Consider the following 19,384-nt stretch of genomic DNA (forward strand, 5'->3'; position numbering starts at 1 on the left):
CTTTCGGTCGCGGTGCTGCCCCGTTCTTTTGCTTAGCCAAGGCTGTTTTTAGATGTTGATCGCGTCGTTGATTTTCTTGCTGACCATTACCCTGGTGATCTGGCAACCCAAAGGCCTGGGCGTAGGCTGGAGCGCCACCCTGGGCGCGGTGCTGGCGCTGTTGTGCGGCGTGGTGCAGTTGAGTGACATCCCGCTGGTGTGGCAAATCATCTGGAACGCCACGGGTACCTTCGTGGCACTGATTATCATCAGCCTGTTGCTGGACGAGGCCGGGTTCTTCGCCTGGACCGCCCTGCATGTGGCCCGTTGGGGGCGAGGCAGCGGGCGGCGCCTGTTTGCCTACATGGTGCTGCTGGGGGCGATGGTCTCGGCGTTGTTCGCCAATGACGGCGCGGCGCTGATCCTCACGCCCATTGTGATTTCCATGCTGCTGGCCCTGCGTTTTTCTGCCGCCGCGACCCTGGCGTTCGTCATGGGCGCAGGCTTTATCGCCGACACCGCGAGCCTGCCGCTGGTGGTGTCGAACCTGGTGAACATCGTCTCGGCGGATTTTTTCAAGATCGGCTTCAACCAGTACGCGGCGGTGATGGTGCCGGTGAACCTGGTCAGCGTTGCCGCCACCCTGGCGGTGTTGCTGTGGTACTTCCGCCGTGACATTCCGGTGGCCTACGACCCCGAGCAACTGGAGCGCCCGGAACACGCGATCCACGACCGTGCCACCTTTATCGCCGGGTGGTGGGTGCTGGGCATCCTGCTGGTGGGGTGTTTTGCCCTGGAGCCGCTAGGGATCCCCATCAGCGCCATTTCGGCCCTGTGCGCTGCACTGCTGCTGGCGATTGCCGCGCGCGGGCACAAGATCTCGACGCGCAAGGTGATGAAGGACGCGCCGTGGCAGATCGTGATTTTTTCCCTGGGCATGTACTTGGTGGTCTACGGCCTGCGCAACGCTGGGCTGACCGGGCACCTGGCGCAGTGGCTGGACTGGTTTGGCAGCTATGGGGTGTGGGGCGCGGCCATGGGCACCGGGGTGCTGACGGCGCTGCTGTCGTCGGTGATGAACAACTTGCCCACGGTGCTGATCGGCGCCTTGTCCATCGACGCCAGCCACGCGGTCGGCCCGGTGAAGGAAGCGATGATCTACGCCAACGTCATCGGCAGCGACCTGGGGCCGAAAATCACCCCCATCGGCAGCTTGGCCACCTTGCTGTGGCTGCACGTACTGGCGCGCAAGGGCATCCGCATCGGCTGGGGTTACTACTTCAAGGTCGGCATCGTCCTCACCGTCCCGGTGTTGCTGTTGACCCTCGCGGCCCTGGCCCTGCGCCTGACTTGGTAGCACGCGGGCGGCCTTCGGCGGTGGGGTGCCGCTTACGGCCGCTTCGCGCCCGAGCGCGGGCAAGCCCGCTTGCCACTAGAAGGGCCGCGGCCCAGGCTCAGTTGTCGTAGCCCAGGTTCGGCGCCAGCCAGCGTTCGGTCACGCTCAGGTCCTGGCCTTTGCGGGCGGTGTAGCTGTCGATCTGGTCCTTGTCCACCTTGCCCACGGCAAAGTATTGCGCCTGGGGATGGGCGAAGTACCAGCCGCTGACCGCCGCTGCCGGGAACATGGCGTAGTGCTCGGTGAGGAACACGCCGCTGCGCCCCGGTTGCATTTCCTGGGCCTGGGGGTCGAGCAACTGGAACAGGGTGCCTTTTTCGGTGTGGTCAGGGCACGCCGGGTAGCCGGGGGCAGGGCGGATGCCGCTGTACTGCTCGCGGATCAGCGCCTCGTTGTCCAGCGCCTCGTCCCGGGCGTAGCCCCAGTGCTCCTTGCGCACCTGTTGGTGCAGCCATTCGGCGCAGGCCTCGGCCAAACGGTCGGCCAGGGCCTTGACCATGATCGAGTTGTAGTCGTCGCCGGCGTCCTGGTAGGCCTTGGCCACCTCTTCGGCGCCGATGCCGGCGGTGGTGATGAAGCCGCCCACATAGTCGGTGATGCCGCTGGCCTTGGGCGCGACGAAGTCGGCCAGGCAGAAGTTGGGTTTGCCGTCGGTTTTGATGATTTGCTGGCGCAGGTGATGTAGGCGCGCCAGGGGTTGGCCGTCGTCGCCATAGACTTCCAGGTCGTCGTCCTGCACCTGGTTGGCCGGCCAGAAGCCGAACACTGCGCGGGCGCTGATGAGTTTTTCGTCGATCAGCTTGGCCAGCATCGCCTGGGCATCGGCGAACAGTGCCGTGGCCGCTTCGCCCACCACCTCGTCGGTGAGGATGCGCGGGTACTTGCCGGCCAGGTCCCAGGAGATGAAGAACGGCGTCCAGTCGATGTACTCGGCCAGCACCTTGAGGTCGATGTTGTCCAGCACTCGGGCGCCGGTGAAGGTCGGCTTCACCGGGGTGTAGGTGCTCCAGTCGAACTGCGGCTTTTTCGCCACCGCGGCGGCATAGCTCAGGCGTTCGGTGCGGGCGCTGCGGTTGGCGGTGCGTTCGCGCACTTCCACGTATTCCAGGCGGGTTTTCTCGACGAAACCGGCCTTGAGTTCCTTGGACAGCAATTGGGTGGCCACGCCCACGGCGCGGGAGGCGTCGGTGACGTAGATCACCGCGTCATTGCTGTACTTGGGTTCGATCTTCACCGCCGTGTGGGCCTTGGAGGTGGTGGCGCCACCGATCATCAGCGGCAGGTGGAAGTCCTGGCGCTGCATCTCGCGGGCGACGTGGACCATCTCATCCAGCGACGGCGTAATCAGGCCGGAGAGGCCGATGATGTCGCACTTCTGTTCCTTGGCCACTTGCAGGATTTTTTCCGCCGGCACCATCACGCCCAGGTCGACGATGTCGTAGCCGTTGCAACCTAGCACCACGCCGACGATGTTCTTGCCGATGTCGTGCACGTCGCCCTTGACCGTGGCCATCAGGATCTTGCCCTTGGCTTCGGGTTTGTCGCCTTTTTCTAGCTCGATGAACGGGATCAGGTGGGCCACGGCCTGCTTCATCACCCGCGCCGATTTCACCACTTGGGGCAGGAACATTTTGCCGGCGCCGAACAGGTCGCCGACGATGTTCATGCCCGACATCAGCGGGCCTTCGATCACTTCGATCGGGCGCTTGAAGGATTGGCGCGACTCTTCGGTGTCTTCGACGATGTGGGTGGTGATGCCCTTGACCAGCGCATGTTCCAGGCGCTTGTTGACGTCCCAGCCGCGCCATTCTTCGGTTTCCGCTTCCTTGACGCTGCCGTCGCCCTTGTATTTGTCGGCGATGGCCAGTAGGGCGTCGGTGCCCTCGGGGGTGCGGTTGAGCACCACGTCTTCGACCGCGTCGCGCAGCTCAGCGGGGATCTGGTCGTAGATCTCCAGTTGCCCGGCGTTGACGATGCCCATGCTCAGGCCGTTGCGGATCGCGTGCAGCAGGAACACCGAGTGGATCGCCTCGCGCACCGGGTTGTTGCCACGGAACGAGAACGACACGTTGGACACCCCGCCCGAGGTCAGGGCGTAGGGCAGTTCGTCGCGGATATAGGCGCAGGCGTTGATGAAATCGACGGCGTAGTTGTTGTGCTCTTCAATGCCGGTGGCCACGGCGAAGATGTTCGGGTCGAAGATGATGTCTTCGGGTGGAAAGCCGACGTCGTTGACCAGGATGTCGTAGGAGCGCTTGCAGATCTCTTTCTTGCGTGCCTCGGTGTCGGCCTGGCCCGCTTCGTCGAAGGCCATCACCACCACCGCCGCGCCGTAGCGCTTGCACAGTTTGGCGTGGTGGATGAACTGCTCCACGCCTTCTTTCATGCTGATGGAGTTGACGATGCCCTTGCCCTGGATGCACTTGAGGCCGGCCTCGATCACTTCCCACTTGGAGGAGTCGATCATGATCGGCACGCGGGAGATGTCCGGCTCGCCGGCAATCAGGTTGAGGAAGGTGACCATGGCCTTCTTCGAGTCCAGCATGCCCTCGTCCATGTTGATGTCGATCACCTGGGCGCCGGCCTCGACCTGCTGCAGGGCTACTTCCAGTGCTTCAGTGTAGTTGTCTTCCCGGATCAGGCGGGCGAAACGGGCGGAACCGGTGATGTTGGTGCGTTCGCCGACGTTGACGAACAACGAGCTGCGATCGATGGTGAACGGCTCCAGGCCCGACAGGCGGCAAGCCTTGGGGATGTCCGGGATGGCCCGCGGCGCGTAGCCGGCTACGGCTTTGGCGATGGCCTCGATGTGCCCCGGGGTGGTGCCACAGCAGCCGCCGACGATGTTGAGGAAGCCGCTCTGGGCGAACTCCTCGATGACCTTGGCCGTTTCGGCCGGCAGTTCGTCGTACTCGCCGAATTCGTTGGGCAGGCCGGCGTTGGGGTGGGCCGAAACGTGGGTGTTGGCCTTGTTCGACAGTTCTTCGAGGTAAGGGCGCAGTTCGCTGGCACCCAGGGCGCAGTTCAGGCCCACGGAAATCGGCTTGGCGTGGCTGACGGAGTTCCAGAAGGCTTCGGTGGTCTGCCCCGACAGGGTGCGCCCGGACGCATCGGTGATGGTCCCGGAAATCATGATCGGCAACTCCACGCCCAACTCTTCATACACGCCTTGCACGGCAAAGATCGCGGCCTTGGCGTTGAGGGTGTCGAAGATCGTCTCGATCAGGATCAGGTCCGCGCCGCCCTCGATCAGGCCCTTGGTGGCCTCGGTGTAGTTTTCCACCAGTTCATCGAAGGTGACGTTGCGATAACCGGGGTTGTTCACGTCCGGCGACAGCGAACAGGTGCGGCTGGTAGGCCCCAGCACGCCGGCGACGAAGCGCGGTTTGTCGGGGGTTTCCAGGGTTTTGGCGTCGGCCACTTTACGCGCCAGGCGTGCGCCTTCTACGTTGAGTTCGTAGGCCAGGGCCTGCATGCCGTAGTCGGCCTGAGACACCTGGGTGGCGTTGAAAGTGTTGGTTTCCAGGATGTCGGCGCCGGCGTCCAGGTAGGCCTTTTCAATTGCGCCGATCACGTCCGGGCGGCTGAGCACCAAGAGGTCGTTGTTGCCCTTGACGTCGCTGGGCCAGTCGGCGAAACGCTTGCCACGGTAGTCCTGCTCTTCGAGCTTGTAGCTCTGGATCATCGTGCCCATGCCACCATCGAGAATCAGGATGCGCTCTTTGAGAGCTTGATGAAGAGCTTGGAGGCGAGCGCTGCGATCGGACATAGGACTACCTGGTAAGGCCAACACAAAAGAGCGGCGATCATAGCAAACCGGCATGCTTTTTAATCATGAACGGCTTTTGCATGAATATCGCTCATGTTGGCCGGGGCCGTGGCCCGGTAGAATCGCGACGTTTTTTTATCTTCGGGACCCGTGACATGCCGTATCGCCTCGCCATCAGCGCTGTGCTGGTGTTGTTCAGCACCCTGGCGCTGGCCCAACGTCCGGAGCCGGCCATTTCTTATACCCGCGACGTGCAGCCGATCTTCACCGAGAAGTGCGTGGCCTGCCACGCCTGCAACGACGCCGCCTGCCAGCTCAACCTGGGCAGCGCGGAGGGCGCGGCCCGTGGCGCGACGAAACTGCCGGTGTACAACGGCGAGCGCAGCCAGGCGCAAATGCCTACCCGTTTGTTCTACGACGCCTTCGGCAAAGCGGCGTGGCAGGACAAGGGGTTTACCTCGGTGCTCGACACCCAAAGCAGCCAGGCCGGGTTGATGGCGCGGATGCTGGAACTGGGCCACAGCGCGCCGTTGCAGCCCAACGCCAAGTTGCCCGAAGAGATCGTCCTGGGCCTGAACCGCGAAAACATGTGCCCGCAGCCCGGGGAGTTCGCCGCCTACGCCAGCACCCACCCCAAGGAGGGCATGCCGCTGGCCGTCACCGGCCTGAGCGACTCGCAATACCAAACCCTGCAAGGCTGGCTGGCCTCTGGCGCGCCCCTGGACCAACAGGCCTTGGCACCCACCGCCGAGGAAGCGGGGCAGATCATCCAATGGGAGAGCCTGCTCAACGCCCCCGGCGCCCGGGAAAGCCTGGTGGCGCGCTGGTTGTATGAGCACCTGTTCCTGGCCCATGTGTATTTCAAGGGCGGCGAGCCGGGGCATTTCTTTCAGTGGGTGCGTTCGCGCACGCCGCCCGGCCAACCCATCGACCTGATCGCCACGCGTCGCCCCAACGACGACCCGGGCACGCGGGTGTACTACCGCTTGTGGCCGGTGCAAGGGGTGATCGTGCACAAGACCCACATCACCTACCCGCTGAGCGCGGCGAAACTGGCGCGGATCAAAACCCTGTTCTACAGCGGCAACTGGCAGGTCACGGCGCTGCCGGGCTACGGGCCGGCACGGCGGGAGAACCCGTTCCAGACCTTCGAGGCGATCCCTGCGGCGGCGCGTTATCAGTTCATGCTCGATAACGCCGAATACTTCGTGCGCACCTTTATTCGCGGCCCGGTGTGCCGGGGGCAGATCGCCACGGACGTGATCCGCGATAACTTCTGGGCGCTGTTCCAGGCCCCCGAACACGACCTCTACATCACCGACCCCAACTACCGTGGCCACGCCACGCCGCTGCTGGCCATGCCCGGGCAGAACGACGACGTCGGCAGTGTCCTGAGCCTGTGGCACGCCTACCGCGACAAGCGCAATGAATACGAAGCCCTGCGCCGCGGCGCCTACGCCGACGCCCCGGCACCGAGCTGGTCGAGCCTGTGGGCCGGCAACGACAACGCGCTGCTGAGCATCTTCCGTCACTTCGACAGCGCCTCGGTGACCAAAGGCCTGATCGGTGAAGTGCCGCAGACGCTGTGGCTGTTCGATTTCCCGCTGCTGGAGCGCACCTACTATCAGTTGGCGGTCAATTTCGATGTGTTCGGCAACGTCTCCCACCAGGCCCAGACGCGCCTGTACTTCGACCTGATCCGCAACGGCGCCGAGCAGAATTTCCTGCGCCTGATGCCGGCCAACTCCCGGGATGCCTACCTCGACGATTGGTACCAGAACAGTGGCAAGGTCAAGATGTGGCTCGACTACGAAAGCATCGATAACGACAAGGCCAGCGCCCTGAAACTCGATGCCCGCGACCCTAAGCGCGACTTCGCCCAGCAATTGTTGGCGCGCTACGGCGAGCTCAATGCCAACCCCGACCCGATCAACCGCTGCGAAAACGCCTACTGCTCGCGGCCCAACATCGACCCGGCGCTGCAACATGCCGAACAGGCCCTCAGCCGCTTGGTGTCGCGCCCGGCCGCGGGGCTCAAGGTCATCGACCAGTTGCCCGAGGCGACGATGCTGCGCATCGAAACCCGCGACGGCACGCGCGCTGTGTACAGCCTGCTGCGCAACCGCGCCCACAGCAACGTGGCGTTTTTGCTGGGTGAGTCGATGCGCTACCAACCGGGCCTGGACACCCTGACCCTCTACCCGGGGGTACTGAGCAGCTACCCCAACTTCATGTTCAACATCCCGGCCGAGCAAGTGCCGGCCTTCGTCGAGCAGATGGAAAACGCCCGCGACCGCTACCGCTTCGAGCAGATTGTCGAACGCTGGGGCGTGCGCCGCAGCCATCCGCAGTTCTGGCAGTACTTCCACGACCTGAGCCGCTACATCCAGGAAACAGACCCGGTGGAAGAGGGAGTTTTGGATATGAATCGGTATGGGAATCTTTGAGCGGCAAGCGGCAAGTTCAACGTTTGTAGCTTGCCGCTGGCGGCTCTCAGCCGCCTCCTGTTTCCGACAAAAATACTAGGACTTTGTCCGAGGCCTTGATTGGCGTAAACTCCCCGCACGCCTGCGAGGAGTTTTTATGACTGCCATTACCATCACCGACGCCGCCCACGACTACCTGGCTGATCTGCTGTCCAAGCAGAACACCCCGGGCATCGGCATTCGCGTCTTTATCACCCAGCCCGGCACCCAGTACGCCGAGACCTGCATTGCCTACTGCAAGCCCGGGGAAGAAAAACCCGAAGACACCGCGCTGGGGCTCAAGAGCTTCACCGCCTACATCGATTCGTTCAGCGAAGCCTTCCTGGATGACGCGGTCGTCGACTACGCCACTGACCGCATGGGCGGCCAGTTGACGATCAAGGCGCCGAACGCCAAGGTGCCAATGGTCAGCGCCGACAGCCCGGTCAACGAGCGCATCAACTACTACCTGCAAACCGAAATCAACCCAGGCCTGGCCAGCCATGGCGGCCAGGTCAGCCTGATCGACGTCGTCGACGACGGCATCGCGGTGCTCAAGTTCGGCGGCGGTTGCCAAGGCTGCGGCCAGGCCGACGTGACCCTGCGCGAAGGCATCGAGCGCACCCTGCTCGAGCGCATCCCGGAGCTCAAGGGCGTGCGCGACGTGACCGACCACACGCAGAAAGAAAACGCCTACTACTAAAGGCGTTCGCTGCACACCAAAAACGGCGCCCGTGAGCGCCGTTTTTTTATGCCCAAAAAGCGCAGTTACAAGCTTAAAGCTTGCAGCTTGTGGCGCCCTTCCTACGGCCGATAGAGGTGCGCATGCCCCGCCCGGTACAGGGACGATTCGCCAAAGCTGTCGCTGGCCAGCACCCGGCCCACCAGGATCAGCGCCGTACGCCGAAAACCCTTGGCCTGGACCTTGCCCACGATGTCGTCGAGGGTGCCGAGCACCCAGTCCTGATCCGGCCAACTGGCACGGTGCACCACGGCGATGGGGCAGTCGGCGCCGTAGTGGGGCAGCAGCTGCGCGACGATTTTTTCCAGATGGTTGACTCCCAGGTGCACAGCCATGGTGGTGCCATGGGCGGCAAGGCTGGCGAAGGTTTCACCGGGCGGCATCGCGGTTTTGTCGGCGTAGCGGGTCAGGATCACGCTTTGCGCCACATCCGGCAGGGTCAGTTCCACCCCCAGCAACGCGGCGCAAGCGGCGGTGGCGGTGACGCCGGGGATGATTTCAAAGGGGATGGCCAATTCCCGCAGGCAGCGGATCTGCTCGCCGATGGCGCCATACAGGCTCGGGTCGCCGGAGTGCACGCGGGCCACGTCCTGGCCTTTGCCGTGGGCGCTCTTGATGTGCTCGATGATCTGTTCCAAGTGCAGTTCGGCGCTATTGATGACCTGTTCGGCGTTATGGCCTTCGAGCACCGCAGCGGGCACCAGGGAGCCGGCGTAGATAATCAGTGGGCAACGGCGGATCAGGCGCTGGCCCTTGACGGTGATGAGTTCCGGGTCGCCGGGGCCGGCACCGATAAAGTAGACCGTCATGGCGGTGTCCTAGGCAAAAGAGGGGGCGAGCAGGCTTGCAGATGAAGATTGCTCATGATCGGGGCGGCGATTATCGGCGCTTTTGCGTGGCCCGCGCCAATGCAAAGGTGGCCTGGGCGTATTTCTGCCGACGAATCACCAGGCTGGAGGGCTCTTGCGCCAGGCGCTCGGCCAGGGCCAGGGCGGCGCTTTCGGCGATGCCGTAGCACCCGGTGCGCTCGAAAGCGATCTGAGATTGATGGCTCAGTTGATCTTGATAGGTGGCCAGTTCCACGCTACTGAAGCAGGTCAACGGCAAGCCCAATTGCGCCGCCAGTTCCAGCAGACCCGGTTCGTGGCGCTTGAGGTCGATGCTGGCCAGGGCTTGCACCGCGTCCAGGTCGATGCGGTGGGCTTGCAGGGCCTGGTCGAGCAACGCGCGCAGCGTGCTGGCGGGGCAGCCCCGCTGACAGCCCAGGCCGATCACCAGGATCGGCGCCGGGCTGGGGCGGCTCACGCCGGGTATGAGGCGCCACCCTTGCGGCGGAACAACCACGCGCTAATCAGGCCCAGGGCCAGCCAGAACGCGGCATTGGTCAGTTGCGAGGCGATCTTGAACTGCGCTTCGAGGGCTTCGGGGGCCAGCATCGAATGCACTTCTGGCTGCGGCGCGCCGATCACGTGTGGCACGGCCAGGATCGCCGCGCCGAGGATTTTCAGCGCCCAGTGCCTGCCGAACACCACCAGGGCGATGCCCGCGGCAGTGGACGCGGCGGTGCCGACCCACCACATCTGCCGTTGCGCCAGGTCGGCGGCAGCGGTGCCCGGCAATTCCGGTGGCAGGCCCAGGGTCGGCGCCAGGCAGAAAGTCGCATAACCGGCCAGGCCCCAGAACAAGCCTTGCACGGTGCTGTTGGGCGCGCGCAGGGTGTAGAGCCCGGCCAGCATCAGGGCGAAACCGACTGCCACCACCAGGTTGCCGCCGGTGGTGGACAGCACGCGCTGCCAGCCGTCTTCGGGCTCCCAGGCCTCGGCGTCGTGGCTGTGGGCGGCGCCGGCACTGTCGGCGTGTTCATGGGCCTGGGCCGCCGGGGCGCTTTCATAGGTTTCGGCCTGGAGGATCAACGGCGCGACCCAGAAGCTTTGCAGCAGGGTCAGCAGCAGGGCGGCCAGCAGGCCGGTGAAACCTGCGGTTTGGGCGATGCGCTTAATCATGGCGGCAGGTCTCAATGGCACGGGAACGCGGCGCTGTGGCGGGTATCGTGGGCGGCGTTGTGCACCGCTTCGATGTGGGAGAACCCGGCGAAATACACCAGGCACGCGCCCAAAATCGACGCGCCGATGGCGGCAGTGAGGCGTTGGCTCAAGGTGGCGGTGCTGCTGGCGGTGCCGGTATGGCGAGTGCTGCTGATGATCGACATGGCGCTTCCCTTTGTGGTGTCAGGGCGGATCGAGCGCATGCAAACCCCTGCGAGGCGGGCCCGCAGGGCTTCAGACAGCGCCCGCCCACCGCGGGTTTGTTGGGTGAAAGTGGCCGTGGGGGCGCACTGTCGTGTCACTGGCCGGTCTCCGGGCTTGCGAGGGGCCGGGCTTGCGCCGTGGCCTGCTGGAATCGCCTTCCCATGCCGGTTGGCACAGTGGCTGTGATTCCTCTCTCGCTTACCGTTGCGGGGGCAGCACCGGATTCATCAAGGGCTTGAGTAAAGCACATGATCCACCGGTTTCCCGTTTCACCCTGTCAAGGGCACCTGTAACAAGGTGCGTAGGAGAGCATGGGCGAGGGCGGGGCGTCAAATGCCCGAGGCGCCCGGCATTGACCCGCCCCTACGCACTGCGTAGCCTTGCGCGTTCGAGGTTCTTCGGCCCGTGCCGAAGCTAAGAAGGGAACGCGGTCAATGCCGCGGCTGCCCCCGCAACTGTGAACGGTGCTGTTCGCTGCCACGCCACTGCTGATGCCTTCGGGCCAAGCGGGAAGGCGCAGCGAATGCCAGTCCAAGGACTGGCCCACCGTCAGCCAGGAGACCTGCCTCGTCACTGATTCTCACATTCAACCGGGCGGGGTGATCCGGTGGCGAAATCTGCCTTGGCGCCCCCCGCGCCCGGCCAGCCGTCCCGTATGCCCGCCCCCTTTGCCAAAGGGCATCCGATGAAAACACTGGCCAAACTCCCCGTCACCATCGTCACCGGGTTCCTCGGTTCGGGCAAAACCACCTTGCTGCGCCACATGCTCGACAACGCCCAGGGCCGGCGTATCGCGGTGATCGTCAATGAGTTCGGCGAGCTGGGCATCGACGGCGAAATCCTCAAGCAGTGCGCCATCGGCTGCACCGAAGAAGAAGCCAACGGCCGCGTCTATGAACTGGCCAACGGCTGCCTGTGCTGCACGGTGCAGGAAGAGTTCTTCCCGGTGATGCGCGAACTGGTGGCGCGCCGCGCCGATCTGGACCACATCCTCATCGAAACCTCCGGCCTGGCCCTGCCCAAACCGTTGGTGCAAGCCTTCCAGTGGCCGGAAATCCGCAGCGCCTGCACCGTCGATGCGGTGATTACCGTGGTTGACAGCCCGGCCGTGGCCGCCGGCACCTTTGCCGCTTTCCCCGACCAGGTGGACGCCCAGCGCAAACTCGACCCCAACCTGGACCACGAGTCGCCGTTGCACGAGTTGTTCGCCGACCAATTGGCCAGCGCCGACCTGGTGATCCTCAATAAAACCGACCTGATCGCCCCGCAAGACCTGGAGCGCGTGCGCCAGGAAGTGGCCGAAGAACTGCCGCCGGCGGTGAAGATCATCGAAGCCAGCAGCGGTCGCGTGCCCCTGGACGTGCTGATCGGCCTGGGCGCCGGTTCCGAAGAGCACATCGACGGGCGCCACAGCCACCACGACCACCATCACGGCGATGGCGGCGAAGATGACCACGATCACGACGCGTTCGACTCCATTTCCATCGAGCTGCCCCAGGCCGACGAAAGCTTGCTGCTGGCCGCCCTTAACGAGTTGGTGGTCAAGCACGGCATCTTGCGGGTCAAGGGTTTTGCCGCCATCCCGGGCAAGCCGATGCGTTTGCTGATCCAGGGCGTGGGCAGCCGTTTCGACAAGCACTTCGACCGCGCCTGGCGCAGCGACGAGCCGCGCACCACCCACCTGGTGTTGATCGGCCAAGACCTGGATGCCGCCCAACTCGAAGCGCAACTGCGCGCCGCTCTCGGCGCCTGACCCATGCACCTGCTCAGGACCCAACCCGGTGGTTTCGTCGCCGATGACAACATCGCCGACCTGGGGCAAACCCCCGCCGAACTGGTGGTCCTGTGCAGCGGCGATTCCAGCTTGGCACTGCTGGCCGAAGCCGCCCGGCAACTGCCCGAGGATTACCCCAGCCTGCGCCTGGCCAACCCGATGCAGGTGCAGAACCACGCCTCGGTGGACCTCTACGTCGAGCAGGTGCTGCAACACGCCAAGGTCATCCTGATATCCCTGCACGGCGGCATCGGCTATTGGCGCTACGGCATCGAACGCCTGGTGCAACTGGCCGAGCGCGGCGTGCAACTGATTCTGGTGCCGGGGGACGACCGCCCCGACCCGGAGCTGAGCGACCTGAGCACCGTGGCCGCGCCCGAGCGCGATCGCCTGTGGCAGTTTTTGCGCCAGGGCGGTTTGGGCAATGCCCTGGATTTCTACCGCTGCCTGGCCAGTGGCTGGCTGGGCCGCGACTATTCGTGGGGCGAGCCCCAGGTGCTGCCGCGCAGCGCCATCTACCACCCTCGCCATGGCCACGCCAGCCTAAGCCAATGGCATACCGACTGGCAGCCCGGGCAAGCCGTGGCGGCGGTGCTGTTCTACCGCTCCCACTTGCAAGCGGCGAACACCGGGTTCATCGATGTGTTCTGCCAGCGCTTGCAGGCGGCGGGCCTCAACCCCTTACCCATCGCGGTGGCCAGCCTCAAGGAGCCCGGTTGCCTGGCGGCAGTGGAAGGTTGGTTGGACGAGGCCGCAGCCGCGGTGATCCTCAACACCACCGGGTTCGCTCAATCGAGCCCCGAAGCCCCCCATTTACGCCCGTTTCGCCGCGATATCCCGGTGATCCAGGCCATTTGCGCCCAGGACAACGAGCCCGGGTGGCGCGCCAGCGAGCAGGGCCTGGGGCCGCGAGACCTGGCAATGCACATCGCCTTGCCGGAACTCGACGGGCGCATCATCAGCCGCCCCATCAGCTTCAAGGACCTGGCCTGGCGCAGCGAGCGCAGCCAATCCGATGTGGTCTGCTACCGCGCCCAGCCCGAGCGCATGGATTTTGTCGCCGAACTGGCGCGGCGCTGGGTGGACCTGGCGCGCCTGGGTAACGGCGACAAACGCGTCGCTTTGATCCTGGCCAACTACCCGACCCGCGATGGGCGCATCGGCAACGGCGTGGGCCTGGACACCCCGGCGGCGGCGCTGAATATCCTGCGGGCCCTGCACGCGCAAGGTTATCCGCTGCCCGCGGAGCTGCCGGCCAGCGGTACGGCGCTGATTCAGGCGTTGCTCGGCGGGGTCAGCAACGACCTCGACAGCCTCGACCTGCGCCCATGCCAGCAAAGCCTGGCGCTGGACGCCTATCAGGCCCTGTTCCAGGCCCTGCCGGCGGCCAACCAGCAGGCCGTGTTGGCCCGCTGGGGCGCCCCCGAGCAGGACCCCATGCACCGCGCCGGGCGCCTGATGATCGCCGGCCTGCGCCTGGGCCTGACCTTTGTCGGCATTCAACCGGCGCGCGGTTACCAAGTGGACCCCAGCGCGGTCTACCACGACCCGGACCTGGTGCCGCCCCATGGTTATCTGGCGTTCTACTTCTGGCTGCGCCATACCTACGGTGCCCACGCCGTGATCCACGTCGGCAAGCACGGCAACCTGGAATGGCTGCCGGGCAAGGGTGTGGGCCTCTCGCCTGAGTGCTGGCCGGATGCGCTGCTGGGGCCGCTGCCGAACATCTACCCCTTTATCGTCAATGACCCGGGCGAGGGCGCCCAGGCCAAGCGCCGCACCCAAGCGGTCATCATCGACCACTTGATGCCGCCTTTGACCCGCGCCGAAACCTACGGCCCACTGCGCGACCTCGAACGCCTGGCCGACGAATACTACGACGCCCAATTGCTCGACCCGCGCCGTGCCCGCGAGCTGCAAAAAGACATCCTCGCCCTGGTGCGCGACACCCACATCGACCGCGAGCTGCAACTGGACGCTGCGCTGGACAGCGAGGCCGACGCGGCGATCTGGCTGCCGCGTTTGGACACCTACCTGTGCGACCTCAAGGAATCGCAGATCCGCGATGGCCTGCACGTGTTCGGCGAATCCCCCGCCGGGCGCCTGCGCCTGGACACCTTGCTGGCGCTGCTGCGCATCCCCCGGGGCGACGGCCGCGGCGCTCAGTCGAGTTTGCTGCGGGCGCTGGCCAAGGCCCTGGCCCTGGGTTTTGATCCCCTGGACTGCAATTTAGGCGAGCCCTGGAACGGGCCGCGCCCGGTTGAGTTGCAAGGTGCCAGCCACGAGCCCTGGCGCACCGCGGGCGACACCCGCGAGCGCCTCGAGTTGTTCGCCCTGGCCGTGGTGGAACAGGCCCTGGCTGTGGCCGACGCGCCGTTTGCCGGGGAGCCGTGGCTGGAGGTCAACGCAATCCTGGCGCACCTGCGCGAGGTGGTCGCGCCGCGCCTGGACGCCTGCGGCCCGGCCGAGATGAATGGCTTGCTCGCGGCCCTGGGCGGGCGGTTCGTGCCGGCCGGGCCCAGCGGCGCGCCGAGCCGGGGCCGCCTCGACGTGCTGCCCACCGGGCGCAATTTTTTCTCGGTGGACGTGCGTAACCTGCCCACCACCACTGCGTGGCGCATCGGTTTTGCCTCGGCCAACCTGATCCTGGAGCGGCACCTGCAAGACCACGGCGACCATTTGCGCCAACTCGGCCTCTCAGTGTGGGGCACCGCCACCATGCGCACCGGCGGCGACGACATCGCCCAGGCCATGGCCCTGCTGGGCGTGCGCCCGGTGTGGGCCACCGGCAGCCAACGGGTCGATGACTTCGAGATCCTGCCCCTGAGCCTGCTGGACCGGCCCCGGGTGGACGTGACGTTGCGGGTGTCGGGGTTCTTTCGCGATGCCTTCGCCAACCTGATCCGTCTGTTCGACGCGGCGGTGCAAGCGGTGGCCGCGCTGGACGAGCCGGACGACCTCAACCCCCTGGCGGCCAAAGTGCGCGATGAACGCGCGGCGTTGCTGGCGGCGGGCACCGCGCCGGACGCGGCGGCGCGCCAGGCCGGTTGGCGGATCTTCGGCGCCAAACCCGGGGCCTATGGCGCGGGCGTGCAGGGCGCCATCGACGGGCGGCTGTGGCAAACCCGCGCCGACCTGGCCGAGGTCTACCTCAACTGGGGCGGCTACGCCTATGGCGGTGCCGACGAGGGCACCGCCGCCCGCAGCCAGTTCGCCCAGCGCTTGAGCCAAGTGCAGGCCGTGGTGCAAAACCAGGACAACCGCGAACATGACCTGCTCGATTCCAACGACTACTACCAGTTCCAGGGCGGCATGCTCGCGGCGGTCGAAACCCTCGGCGGCGCCCCGGCGGCGAGCTACCACGGCGACCACAGCCAACCCGACCGGCCGCGCGTGCGCACCTTGAAAGAAGAGCTGAACCGGGTGATCCGCGCCCGGGCGGCCAACCCCAAATGGCTCGACGGGGTCAAGCGCCACGGCTACAAAGGCGCATTCGAGATGGCGGCGACCCTCGACAACCTGTTCGCCTTCGACGCCACTTCGGGGCTGATCGACGACCATCAATACGCCTTGCTGGCCGAGGCCTACCTGCTGGACCCGGACACCCGCGACTTCGTCCGCCAGCACAACCCCCATGCCCTGCGGGACATGACCGAACGCCTGCTCGAAGCCCAGCAACGCGGCTTATGGCAGGAGCCAGGGGCCTATCGCGAGGCTCTGGAGCAAATGCTGCTGGATATCGAAGAAGAGGGCTGAGCCAATGAAACCCGCGCCTATCGGCTTGCCCTCTGGGAATGCCTCCTCTTCTGAGGATGCCCCACTCCCACAAGAGTTTTGCGTTGTACAAAAAAACGACCCCTCCACGAGACGCCTGACATGACCGACACCCCCCATTACCCCCTCGCCGCCGTGGTCGGGGCCGATGCGTTGAAACTGGCGCTGTGCCTGACGGCCATCGACCCGCAGATCGGCGGGGTATTGATCGAAGGCCCGCGGGGCATGGCCAAGTCCACCCTGGCCCGGGGCCTGGCGGACCTGTTGGCCGGTGGCCCGTTCGTTACCTTGCCCCTGGGCGCCACCGAAGAACGCCTGGTAGGCACCCTCGACCTCGATGCCGCCCTGGCCGAGGGCCGGGCGCGGTTCTCCCCGGGGGTGTTGGCCAAGGCCGATGGCGGTGTGTTGTATGTGGATGAAGTCAACCTGCTGCCTGACCATTTGGTCGACCTGCTGCTGGACGTGGCGGCCAGCGGCACCAACCTGGTCGAGCGCGACGGCATCTCCCACCGGCATGCGGCGCGCTTCGTGCTGATCGGCACCATGAACCCGGAGGAGGGCGAGTTGCGTCCGCAATTGCTCGACCGTTTCGGCCTTAACGTCGCCCTCAGCGGCCAACCGCTCCCGGCCGAGCGTGGGCAGATCATCCGCCGACGCCTGGCGTTCGACAGCGACCCGCAAGGCTTCTGCGCCGAGTGGGAAAGCGCGCAACAAGCCTTGCGCCAACGCTGCCAACAGGCCCGCGCGGCGCTGGCGCAGATCCCCCTGGACGACGCGGCGCTGGCGCACATCACCGAGGGCTGTTTTGCCGCCGGGGTGGATGGTATGCGTGCTGACCTGGTGTGGCTGCGCGCGGCCCGGGCCCACGCGGCGTGGCGCGGGGCGACGGCCATTGAGGGCGTGGATATTGACGCAGTGGCCGACTTTGCCCTGCGCCACCGCCGCCGCGACCCGGCCGCCAGCACCCCGCCCGCAGCCAGCCCACCGCCGGCCTCGGGCGCACCAACACCCGCGTCGTCCGCCCAGGGCCAGTGGGGCGAAATGCCTGCCCAGGCTGTGCCGGTGGGCGCGCGCCGTGAGGTGCCGAGCTGGCCAAAAAAGCCCTAGGCATCCGCCCCCGACCTGACGCGGGGGCGGATGCCAAGCCCCGCGCCGGGCTGCTGGATCAGGGCCGCCAAGGGCGCAGCCGCAGCGCGCAAAGCGGCACGGTCAACTGGCCGGGCACCTTGCTCAAGGGCCGCCCACGCAGCCGCGCCGATTTGCTGTATCAGGCCCGCAGCCGTGCGCCCCATGAGGTGTGGCTGGTGATCGTCGACGCCTCGGCCTCCACCCGTCGCCATCAGGCCTTGAGCGATGCCAAGGGGCTGTTGGCCCAGGTGTTCGATGAGGCTTACCGGCAACGGGCGCGTTTGGCGCTACTGACGGCCAGCGGTGCCGCGCCGCACTGGCAGGTGCAAGGGCTCAAGGCCAGTGCCGGGTTGCAGGGCTGGTTGCAGGCGTTGGGGGCGGCGGGTGGTACGCCGTTGTTGGCGGCGCTGGCCGAGGCCGGGCAATGGCTGGCAGTGCGGCGCAAACGCCTGCCGGCGCAGCGGCAACGCCTATTGCTGTTGACCGACGGTCGGGTCAAGGATTGGCAGGGGCTGCCCCGGCTCGATTGCCCGGGGCTGTTGGTGGACATTGAACGCGGCCCGATCCTGCTGGGCCGCGCCCAAGCCCTGGCGCAAGGCCTGGGCCTGGACTACCGGCACATCGACGCGCTGTGACGCCTCAGGTCACCACGCGGTAGCACGGCACATAGGCCGCGCCGCCGGGGAGTTTCATCCGGTGCTGGGCGACGAAGGCGTTGAGCAGTTGATCCAGCGGCCCCATGATCGCCGCGTCGCCGTGGATTTCGTAGGGGCCGTGTTCTTCGATCAGGCGGATGCCCTTGTCCTTGACGTTGCCGGCGACGATGCCGGAGAACGCCCGCCGCAGGTTCGCCGCCAGCTCATGGGGTGGCAACTGGTGGTTGAGTTGCAGGGCCGCCATGTTGGCGTGGGTCGGGTCGAAGGGGCGTTGGAAGCCTTCGTCGATCTTCAGCAACCAGTTGAAGTGGAAGGCGTCGTTGCGTTCGCGACGGAACTGCTTGACGGCCTTGAGCCCCTGGACCATCTCCCGCGCCACCTGGGCCGGGTCGTCGATGATGATCTGGTAATGGGCCTGGGCCGCTTCGCCCAGGGTGGCGCCGACGAAGGCGTGCAACTGCTCCAGGTACGGCGCGGCGCTTTGCGGCCCGGTGAGAACCACGGGGAAGGGCAGGCCGGCGTTGTCCGGGTGCATCAGGATGCCCAACAGGTACAGGAATTCTTCAGCGGTGCCGGCGCCGCCGGGGAAGATGATGATGCCGTGGCCCACGCGCACGAAGGCTTCCAGGCGTTTTTCGATATCGGGCAGGATCACCAGTTCGTTGACGATGGGGTTCGGCGCTTCGGCGGCGATGATGCCCGGCTCGGTCAGGCCCAGGTAGCGCCCGCCGCTGATGCGCTGCTTGGCGTGGGAAATGGTCGCGCCCTTCATCGGCCCTTTCATCACGCCGGGGCCGCACCCGGTGCAGATGTCCTGGCTGCGCAGGCCCAGTTCATGGCCGACTTTTTTGGTGTACTGGTATTCCTCGGTGCTGATGGAGTGCCCGCCCCAGCACACGACGATTTTCGGCTCCACGCCCGGGCGCAGGGTGCGGGCGTTGCGCAGCAGGTGGAAAACGTAGTCGGTGATGCCCTGGGAACTGCTCAGGTCGATGCGCTGGCTGTCCAGTTCGTTTTCGGTGTAGACGATGTCGCGCAGGGCGCTGAACAGCATCTCGCGGGTGCTGGCTATCATTTCGCCATCGACGAACGCGTCGGCGGGGGCGTTGAGCAATTCCAGGCGCACGCCGCGGTCCTGCTGGTGGATGCGCACTTCGAAGTCGTGGTACGCCTCAAGGATGGTCTTGGCGTTATCGACGTGGGCGCCAGTGTTGAGGATGGCCAGGGCGCATTGGCGAAAGAGGGTGTAGATGCTGCCCGATCCGGCTTCGCTCAGTTGCTGCACTTCGCGCTGGGACAGGGTTTCGAGGCTGCCTTTGGGGCTAACCGAGGCGTTGATGACGTGTCGTTGGGTCATGCAGGGATTCCAGAAAACGAGGTGGCCGCGCCGCGAACGAGCAGCAACCTCTTGAACAGAAAGAGCCGGTGACTGGCATGGGGCCCCGTGCGGGA

Annotated in this window: 13 protein-coding genes and 2 riboswitches; of the genes, 7 read left to right on the forward strand and 6 right to left on the reverse strand. The window is 65.8% G+C overall.

Features of this window, described 5'->3' with window-relative positions:
* The first annotated feature begins 52 nt into the window (after positions 1-52).
* Positions 53-1,336: an arsenic transporter gene (locus AC19YR_RS03025; protein WP_095108570.1), complete on the forward strand. Its 1,284-nt coding sequence runs from the start codon at positions 53-55 to the stop codon at positions 1,334-1,336.
* A gap of 97 nt (positions 1,337-1,433) precedes the next feature.
* Here the strand turns inward: AC19YR_RS03025 and metH are convergent, their stop codons facing one another.
* On the reverse strand, positions 1,434-5,144 hold the full coding sequence (gene metH, locus AC19YR_RS03030) for a methionine synthase (RefSeq protein WP_095108569.1): 3,711 nt from the start codon (positions 5,142-5,144) through the stop codon (positions 1,434-1,436).
* Between the two features lie 155 nt (positions 5,145-5,299).
* On the opposite strand from metH, the gene AC19YR_RS03035 reads away from it, so the two are divergent.
* A complete protein-coding gene (locus AC19YR_RS03035) occupies positions 5,300-7,591 on the forward strand; it encodes a fatty acid cis/trans isomerase (protein WP_500597080.1) in 2,292 nt (763 codons plus the stop codon).
* Positions 7,592-7,727: 136 nt separating this feature from the next.
* Positions 7,728-8,312, forward strand: a complete 585-nt coding sequence (gene nfuA / locus AC19YR_RS03040) for a Fe-S biogenesis protein NfuA (protein ID WP_095108567.1) — start codon at positions 7,728-7,730, stop codon at positions 8,310-8,312.
* Positions 8,313-8,413: 101 nt separating this feature from the next.
* Here nfuA and cobM read toward each other — a convergent pair whose 3' ends face one another.
* The 4 genes from cobM to AC19YR_RS03060 all read right to left on the reverse strand — a co-directional run bounded on the left by cobM (position 8,414) and on the right by AC19YR_RS03060 (position 10,560).
* On the reverse strand, positions 8,414-9,160 hold the full coding sequence (gene cobM / locus AC19YR_RS03045; protein WP_095108566.1) for a precorrin-4 C(11)-methyltransferase: 747 nt from the start codon (positions 9,158-9,160) through the stop codon (positions 8,414-8,416).
* Between the two features lie 70 nt (positions 9,161-9,230).
* A complete protein-coding gene (locus AC19YR_RS03050) occupies positions 9,231-9,656 on the reverse strand; it encodes a cobalamin biosynthesis protein (RefSeq protein WP_500597082.1) in 426 nt (141 codons plus the stop codon).
* Positions 9,653-10,354: a CbtA family protein gene (locus tag AC19YR_RS03055; protein WP_095108564.1), complete on the reverse strand. Its 702-nt coding sequence runs from the start codon at positions 10,352-10,354 to the stop codon at positions 9,653-9,655. The genes AC19YR_RS03050 and AC19YR_RS03055 overlap by 4 nt, the downstream gene beginning before the upstream one ends.
* A gap of 11 nt (positions 10,355-10,365) precedes the next feature.
* Positions 10,366-10,560: a CbtB domain-containing protein gene (locus tag AC19YR_RS03060; protein ID WP_095108563.1), complete on the reverse strand. Its 195-nt coding sequence runs from the start codon at positions 10,558-10,560 to the stop codon at positions 10,366-10,368.
* Between the two features lie 122 nt (positions 10,561-10,682).
* Positions 10,683-10,906, reverse strand: a riboswitch (cobalamin riboswitch).
* A gap of 68 nt (positions 10,907-10,974) precedes the next feature.
* Positions 10,975-11,184: riboswitch (cobalamin riboswitch) on the forward strand.
* Positions 11,185-11,285: 101 nt separating this feature from the next.
* On the opposite strand from AC19YR_RS03060, the gene cobW reads away from it, so the two are divergent.
* The 4 genes from cobW (at position 11,286) to AC19YR_RS03080 (ending at position 17,911) form a co-directional block, all read left to right on the forward strand.
* Positions 11,286-12,353: a cobalamin biosynthesis protein CobW gene (gene cobW / locus AC19YR_RS03065; RefSeq protein WP_095108562.1), complete on the forward strand. Its 1,068-nt coding sequence runs from the start codon at positions 11,286-11,288 to the stop codon at positions 12,351-12,353.
* A 3-nt stretch (positions 12,354-12,356) separates the two neighbouring features.
* Entirely contained in the window at positions 12,357-16,130 is a 3,774-nt protein-coding gene (gene cobN, locus AC19YR_RS03070) for a cobaltochelatase subunit CobN (protein ID WP_500597083.1), read from the forward strand.
* A gap of 120 nt (positions 16,131-16,250) precedes the next feature.
* Positions 16,251-17,255, forward strand: coding sequence for a magnesium chelatase ATPase subunit I (locus tag AC19YR_RS03075; RefSeq protein ID WP_500597084.1), 1,005 nt, complete (start codon positions 16,251-16,253; stop codon positions 17,253-17,255).
* Positions 17,256-17,308: 53 nt separating this feature from the next.
* Entirely contained in the window at positions 17,309-17,911 is a 603-nt protein-coding gene (locus tag AC19YR_RS03080) for a vWA domain-containing protein (RefSeq protein WP_500597208.1), read from the forward strand.
* Between the two features lie 4 nt (positions 17,912-17,915).
* Here AC19YR_RS03080 and ppnN read toward each other — a convergent pair whose 3' ends face one another.
* Positions 17,916-19,289 carry a nucleotide 5'-monophosphate nucleosidase PpnN gene (gene ppnN, locus AC19YR_RS03085; protein WP_095108558.1) on the reverse strand — a complete coding sequence of 458 codons (1,374 nt, stop codon included), beginning with the start codon at positions 19,287-19,289 and terminating at the stop codon, positions 17,916-17,918.
* Positions 19,290-19,384: the final 95 nt, after the last annotated feature.

This window comes from Pseudomonas sp. MF08817, from assembly GCF_059862705.1.

Coding starts and splice junctions, on each gene's coding strand:
- metH (WP_095108569.1), bottom strand. CDS start 5,144: ATGTCCGATCGCAGCGCTCGCCTCCAAGCTCTTCATCAAGCTCTCAAA.
- AC19YR_RS03055 (WP_095108564.1), bottom strand. CDS start 10,354: ATGATTAAGCGCATCGCCCAAACCGCAGGTTTCACCGGCCTGCTGGCC.
- cobM (WP_095108566.1), bottom strand. CDS start 9,160: ATGACGGTCTACTTTATCGGTGCCGGCCCCGGCGACCCGGAACTCATC.
- nfuA (WP_095108567.1), top strand. CDS start 7,728: ATGACTGCCATTACCATCACCGACGCCGCCCACGACTACCTGGCTGAT.
- ppnN (WP_095108558.1), bottom strand. CDS start 19,289: ATGACCCAACGACACGTCATCAACGCCTCGGTTAGCCCCAAAGGCAGC.
- AC19YR_RS03075 (WP_500597084.1), top strand. CDS start 16,251: ATGACCGACACCCCCCATTACCCCCTCGCCGCCGTGGTCGGGGCCGAT.
- AC19YR_RS03035 (WP_500597080.1), top strand. CDS start 5,300: ATGCCGTATCGCCTCGCCATCAGCGCTGTGCTGGTGTTGTTCAGCACC.
- cobW (WP_095108562.1), top strand. CDS start 11,286: ATGAAAACACTGGCCAAACTCCCCGTCACCATCGTCACCGGGTTCCTC.
- cobN (WP_500597083.1), top strand. CDS start 12,357: ATGCACCTGCTCAGGACCCAACCCGGTGGTTTCGTCGCCGATGACAAC.
- AC19YR_RS03025 (WP_095108570.1), top strand. CDS start 53: ATGTTGATCGCGTCGTTGATTTTCTTGCTGACCATTACCCTGGTGATC.
- AC19YR_RS03060 (WP_095108563.1), bottom strand. CDS start 10,560: ATGTCGATCATCAGCAGCACTCGCCATACCGGCACCGCCAGCAGCACC.